The 5903-nt window shown below is 72.3% G+C and carries 2 protein-coding genes; both read right to left on the reverse strand.

All coding sequences use genetic code 11. From position 1 onward, the window contains the following. A partial coding sequence (locus tag ACGFW6_RS45055) for a condensation domain-containing protein (RefSeq protein WP_393523610.1) occupies positions 1-846 on the reverse strand: 846 nt, incomplete at its 3' end. Then, a complete protein-coding gene (locus tag ACGFW6_RS45060) occupies positions 843-5867 on the reverse strand; it encodes an amino acid adenylation domain-containing protein (RefSeq protein ID WP_393523613.1) in 5025 nt (1674 codons plus the stop codon). The genes ACGFW6_RS45055 and ACGFW6_RS45060, both read right to left, overlap by 4 nt. Between the last annotated feature and the right edge of the window lie 36 nt (positions 5868-5903).

A 5903-nucleotide genomic window follows, 5' to 3' on the forward strand; every position in this document is an offset into this window, starting at 1 on the left:
GGAGACGGTGGCGCCGAAGACGACGTCGTCGCGTCCGGTGGCCTGGGCCAGGGCGAGGGCCCACGCGCCCTGCACGACGGTGTTCATGGTCACGCCGTGCGACCGCGCCCAGGACACCAGCGACTCGCTGAGAGCCGACCCCACCGTGAAGAAGACGTGCTCGGGAGCCGACGCGGGAGCCTCGCTGCCCGGGGCGAGCAGGCAGCCCTCGTCGAGACCGGCCAGGGAGTGCCGCCAGGCGTCCCGGGCGGCGTCCCGGTCACGAGAGCCCAGCCAGGCCAGGTAGTCCCGGTAGGGACGCACCCGCGGCAGCGAGGAGGCGTCGCCGCGGAGGTCGTAGAGCGCGATGAGCTCCTTGAGCAGCACCGGCAACGACCAGCCGTCCAGCAGGATGTGATGGTTCGTCACCACCAGACGCACGTGATCGGCGGTCAGCCTGACCGCGGTGAAGCGCAGCAGCGGGGGCCGGCCGAGGTCGAAGGGCCGGGCACGCTCCTCCGCGCTCAGCCGGTCGGCCGCGGACTCCCGCTCGTCCGCAGCGACGGCCGTGAGGTCGTGTTCCTGCCAGGGCAGTTCGACCTCACGCGGGACGAGCTGGGCCCACGCTCCGTTCCTGCGCTGCCGGAAGCCGGCCCGCAGGTTCGGGTGACGCAGCAGCAGGGCCCGGGCGGCGGCACGCATCCGGGCGTCGTCGTACGGGCCGTACAGATCGAAGCCGACCTGGCTGACGTAGGGATCGAGACCGCCCTCGTGAAGCAGGCTCAGGAAGACGAAGCCCTCCTGGAGCGGGGACAGCGGAAGAATGTCCTCGATCTTGCTGCGCGAACGAGACGGTTGCTGACTCACTGCTCACTCTCCCACTCGGACTCAAGGTCGGCCTCGAACTCCTCGATCTCGGACTGACTGAGGGAGGCGAGGGTCACATCGGACGGGGTCAGGCCGCCCACGTCGGGGCGGTCGGCGAGATCCACGAGGGCTTCGAGGGTCCGGAACCACAGGTCGGCCAGGTCCCGGGCGTCGTCGTCGCCGATCACACCGGTCGCGTACGTCCAGTCGGCGCGCAGCCGGGGCCCGTCCTCCCCGTCTTGCGCGACCGCGCTGATCTCGATCACATGCGCCATGGGCGCGGCGGGCCGGAAGGCCGCGACACCGCCGCCGATCACGCTCCAGTGCCGCGCCGGGCCGGACGGCGTCGCCGTGCGGCGGCCCAGATAGTTGAAGCCGAACTCCGGCTCGGGCAGCGCGGCGAGCACCGGCCCGGTACGCGGGTTGAGATGGCGCAGCAGGCCGAAGCCGAGTCCGTCGCCCGGCACGGACCGCACCTGCTCCTTGACCTGCTTCAGCACGTCGCCGAGGGCGGCACCGTCCTGCTGCAGCGTGGTCCAGTCGGCCACGTCCGGCGCCAGCCGCACGGGGTACAGAGCGGTGAACCAGCCGGCGGTACGGCTCAGATCACTGCCCGGGACCGCCTCCTCGTGCCGGCCGTGGCTCTCCAGGTCGACCACGACGGGGGCGTCGGGGTTGCCGCCGCGCCCGCGTCGCCACTCGGCGACGGCCACGGCGAACGCGCTGAGCAGCACGTCCTCGACACTCGCGTTGACGGTGCCGGGCACCCGCGCGAGCAGGGCCTGCGTCACCTCGGTGGCCAGGCTGAGGCTGATCCTGCCCGACGTACCGTGCAGGTCGCGCTCGCGGTCCACGCGCAGCGTCCGCTCCACGTCCACGGCGAGCGTGTCCCGCCAGTGGTCGAGTTCGGCCTCGGTGCCCGGCCCGTCGGCGAGCCGGTGCAGCGCCGTGGCCCACTGCCGCCAGGAGGTGCCGACCGGAGCCGGAGCATCCCCCTGGTAGGCGGCCGCCACGTCCGGCACCAGCATGCTCCAGCTGACGGAGTCGACCACCAGATGGTGCGCGACCAGGATCAGCAGGCCGTCGCGCGCGTCCCCGAGGTCGAGCCAGACGGCCTGGACCATGCGCCCGGCGGTGGGCGAGAGGCGGTCCCGGGCGGCCTCGGCCAGCTCCACGACCATCTGCTCGACGTCCTCGGAGTCGGCGAGCCCGTCGGCCGCCACGCGCACGAGCACGTCATCCGCGGCCAAGGCGCCGGGCGGGCACACCTCCATGGACCCGTCGGGGGCGGTGCGCAAGCGCAGCGCGTCATGGTGGTCCAGCGTCCGCCGCAGGGCCGCGGCCAACCGCTCCGCGTCCAGCGCCGGTGGCACCGACACGACCACGGACTGGTTGAAGTCGTCACCGCCCAGGCCCAGTTCGGCGATCCGCCGCATGACGGGCGTGGCCGGGACCGGACCGTACGGATCGACCTGCGGCATCTGCGTTCCGGCGGTCGGCTCGGCGTCGATCAGGTCCAGCGCCTCCGCGAGACGGGCGGGCGACTGGTGCTCGAAGACGTTCCGCACGGCGAGTGAGAGTCCCGCGGCGCGGGCTCGGCCGACGAGCTGGATGGACAGGATGCTGTCGCCGCCCAGGTCGAAGAAGCCGTCGTCCGCGCCCACCACCGGCAGCCCGAGCACCTCCGCGAACAGCGTGCACAGCAGTTCCTCGACCGGAGTGCGGGCGGCCCGCCCGGTGGACCCGGCCGTGTAGTCCGGCGCCGGCAGCGCCTTGCGGTCCAGCTTGCCGTTCGCGGTCAGCGGCAGCCCGTCCAGGACGACGACCGCCGAGGGGACCATGTAGTCGGGCAGGGTCTGCCCGGCGAAGGCACGCAGCTCGCTCGGGTCCACGTCCGGCGCGCGTCCCTCCGCGGGCACCACATAGGCGACCAGTCGGCGGTCACCGGGCCGGTCCTCGCGGACGACGGCCGCGACCTGCGCCAGTTCGTCACGGACGGCCAGGGCCGTCTCCACCTCGCCGAGTTCCACCCGGAATCCACGGATCTTGACCTGGTCGTCGGCGCGCGCCAGATACTCCAGTTCGCCCGCCGGGTTGAAGCGCACCAGATCGCCGGTGCGGTACATGCGCTCACCGGCATCGCCGTACGGATCGGCGACGAACCGTTCGGAGGTCAGGTCGGGCCGGTGCAGATAGCCCCGTCCCAGGCCACTGCCGGAGATGAACAGCTCGCCCGCCACACCGGCAGGCACCGGCTGGAGGTACCGGTCGAGCACGTACGCCCGGGTGTTGCCGGTCGGCCGCCCGATCGGCAGCGTCGTACGGGCCGTGTACGGCGCCCGTACCTCGTGCTGGGTCACGCACAGGGTCGTCTCCGTCGGACCGTACAGATGACGCAGCACCAGCCCGGGGGAGTGGGCGAGGACGCGGGCGACGGCCGCCGGTGAGACCACGTCACCACCGGTCAGCACCTCGCGCACCCCGGCGAAGCACTCCGGCGCCTCCTCGGCGACGACCCGGAAGAAGCCGGCGGTCAGATGGATCGACGTGATGTCGTGCCGCGCGATCAGCTCGGCGATCGAGGCGGCGTCCAGCTGCCCCGGCGGCGCCACGACCACCGTGCCACCGGACGCCAACGGCACCCACATCTCGTAGCAGGACACGTCGAACGCGTGCGGGGCGTGCAACAGCACCCGCTCGTGCGTTCCGGGCCGCCAGCAGTGGTCGCGCACCAGGTCCACGACTCCGCGCTGGGTGACGGCCACGCCCTTGGGCCGGCCCGTCGAGCCGGAGGTGTACATGACGTAGGCCAGGTCGTCCGGCCGCACCCCGGCGCGCAGTTCCTCATCGGCCCGCGGGTCGGACGGGGCACCGTGCTCATCCACGACGACGACCCGGACGCCCAGTTCACCTGCCCGCGCGGCCTCGGCACGGTCGGCCAGTACGAGTGTGGCCGCCGTGTCCTGCACCACGTACCGCATCCGTTCGAGCGGGTACGTCTCGTGCAGCGGGACGTACGCGCCGCCCGCCTTGGCGATGGCGAGCGTGGCCAGGACATGCGTCACGGACCGTTCCATCAACATGACGACCGGCGTCCCGGGGCGCACACCCTCGCGGCGCAGCAGACGCGCCAACCGGTCCGCCCGAGCGTCGAGTTCGCGGTACGACACCGTCGTCGCCCCCGACACAACCGCGGGCGCCTCAGGCGTCCGAGCCACCTGGGCCTCGAACAGCTCGGGCAGCGTCGCATCCTGTCCGGGAAGTACGGCTCCCGTCCCGACGTCCAGCAGCAGACGACGCTCCGTGGCGCCGAGGACGTCGACCTCGGACAGCCGGACACCCGGGTCGGCGGCGACCGTCTCCAGCAGGCGCACGAAACGGTCCACCATCGACTCGGCCGTCGTTCGGTCGAACAGATCCGTCCTGAAGTCCAGCGCACCGGTGAGTCCGGCACCCCGGCCCGCGCCGTCCCGTGTCTCGACCAGCGCGAACGCCAGGTCCGTCTTCGCCGCGCCCAGCCGGCTGCGCTCCGCGGTGACCCGCAGCCCGGGCAGAGCGAGCGACGCGTCCGGATCGGCGTCGGCGGTGCTCAGGATCAGCATCACCTGGAACAGCGGGTGGTGGGCGAGCGTCCGCGTCGGGTTGACCGCCTCCACCAGCCGCTCGAAGGGCAGGTCCTGATGGGCGTAGGCCGCCAGATCGGCCCGGCGCGTGCCCTCCAGGAGCGCCCGGAACGTCGGATTGCCCCTGGTGTCGGTGCGCAGTACGAGGGTGTTGACGAAGAACCCGATCAGGTCCTCGGCCGCCCGGTCCGTGCGCCCGGCGATCGGCGTGCCGAGGGGGATGTCCTCGCCGGCCCCGAGCCGGGTCAGCAGGGCCGCCAGCGCCGCCTGGAGCACCATGAACGTGCTGGTACCCGTGACCCGCGCCAACTCGGCCAGCCGTGCCTGCAGTTCGGGGTCGAGAGCGAACTCCACGCGGTCGCCGCTGTAGTCGGCGACGGCGGGGCGGGGTCGGTCAGTGGGCAGGTCGAGCTGTTCGGGGAGTCCGGCGAGCGTCTGCTTCCAGTGGGCGAGCTGACGGCCGGCGGTGCTGTCGGGGTCGGTGTCGTCGCCGAGGAGGTCCTGCTGCCACAGCGCGTAGTCCGCGTACTGCACCGCGAGCGGCTCCCAGTCCGGCGCCCCACCCGCGAGGCGCGCGGTGTACGCCCTCACCAGGTCACGACCGAGCGGCTCCCGCGACCAGGCGTCGCTGGCGATGTGATGGATCAGCAGGAGCAGCACGTGCTCGGTCGGAGAGATCCTGAACAGCGTGGCGCGCACCGGGAGTTCGCCCATCAGGTCGAAGGCGTGGTGCGTGGCGCCGGTGAGCTTCTCGTCCAGCTCCTCCTCAGAGGTCTCCACGACCTTGAGCGGAATGCCGTTCGGGGCGTGCACGGTCTGTCGGGGGCCGTGTTGGTCTTCGGTGATGGTGGTGCGGAGGCTTTCGTGGCGGGTGGTGAGGTCGTTGAGGGCGTGGTGGAGGGCTTGGTGGTCGAGGTGGCCGGTGAGGCGGAGGGTGGTGGGGATGTTGTAGGTGGGGGTGGGGCCTTCCAACTGGTGGAGGAACCAGAGGCGTTGTTGGGCGTAGGAGAGGGGGATGCGTTCGGGTCGGGGGTGTGCGGTGAGGGGGGTGCGTGCGGTGCCCGCCGTGTCCAGGACATCGGTCAGCCCGGCGACCGACGGCCGCTCGAAGAGCTGGCGGACGCTGAGCTCCGCACCGAGGGTGGTGCGGATGCGGCTGACGAGGCGGGTGGCGAGGAGGGAGTGTCCGCCGAGGTCGAAGAAGTTGTCGTCGATGGTGACGCGTTCCACGCCGAGGACGTCGGCGTAGAGCGTGCAGAGGATTTCTTCGCGCGGGGTGCGGGGCGCGCGTCCGGTTGCGGCGGTGCTGTAGGTGGGGGCGGGGAGTGCTTTGCGGTCGAGTTTGCCGTTGGGGGTGAGGGGGAGGGCGTCGAGGGTGACGATCGCGGAGGGGATCATGTAGTCGGGGAGGTGTTGGGCGAGGGCTGCGCGGAC

Origin of the sequence: Streptomyces sp. Y7 (assembly GCF_043195415.1) — a bacterium.
In the GTDB taxonomy this organism is placed as follows: domain Bacteria; phylum Actinomycetota; class Actinomycetes; order Streptomycetales; family Streptomycetaceae; genus Streptomyces.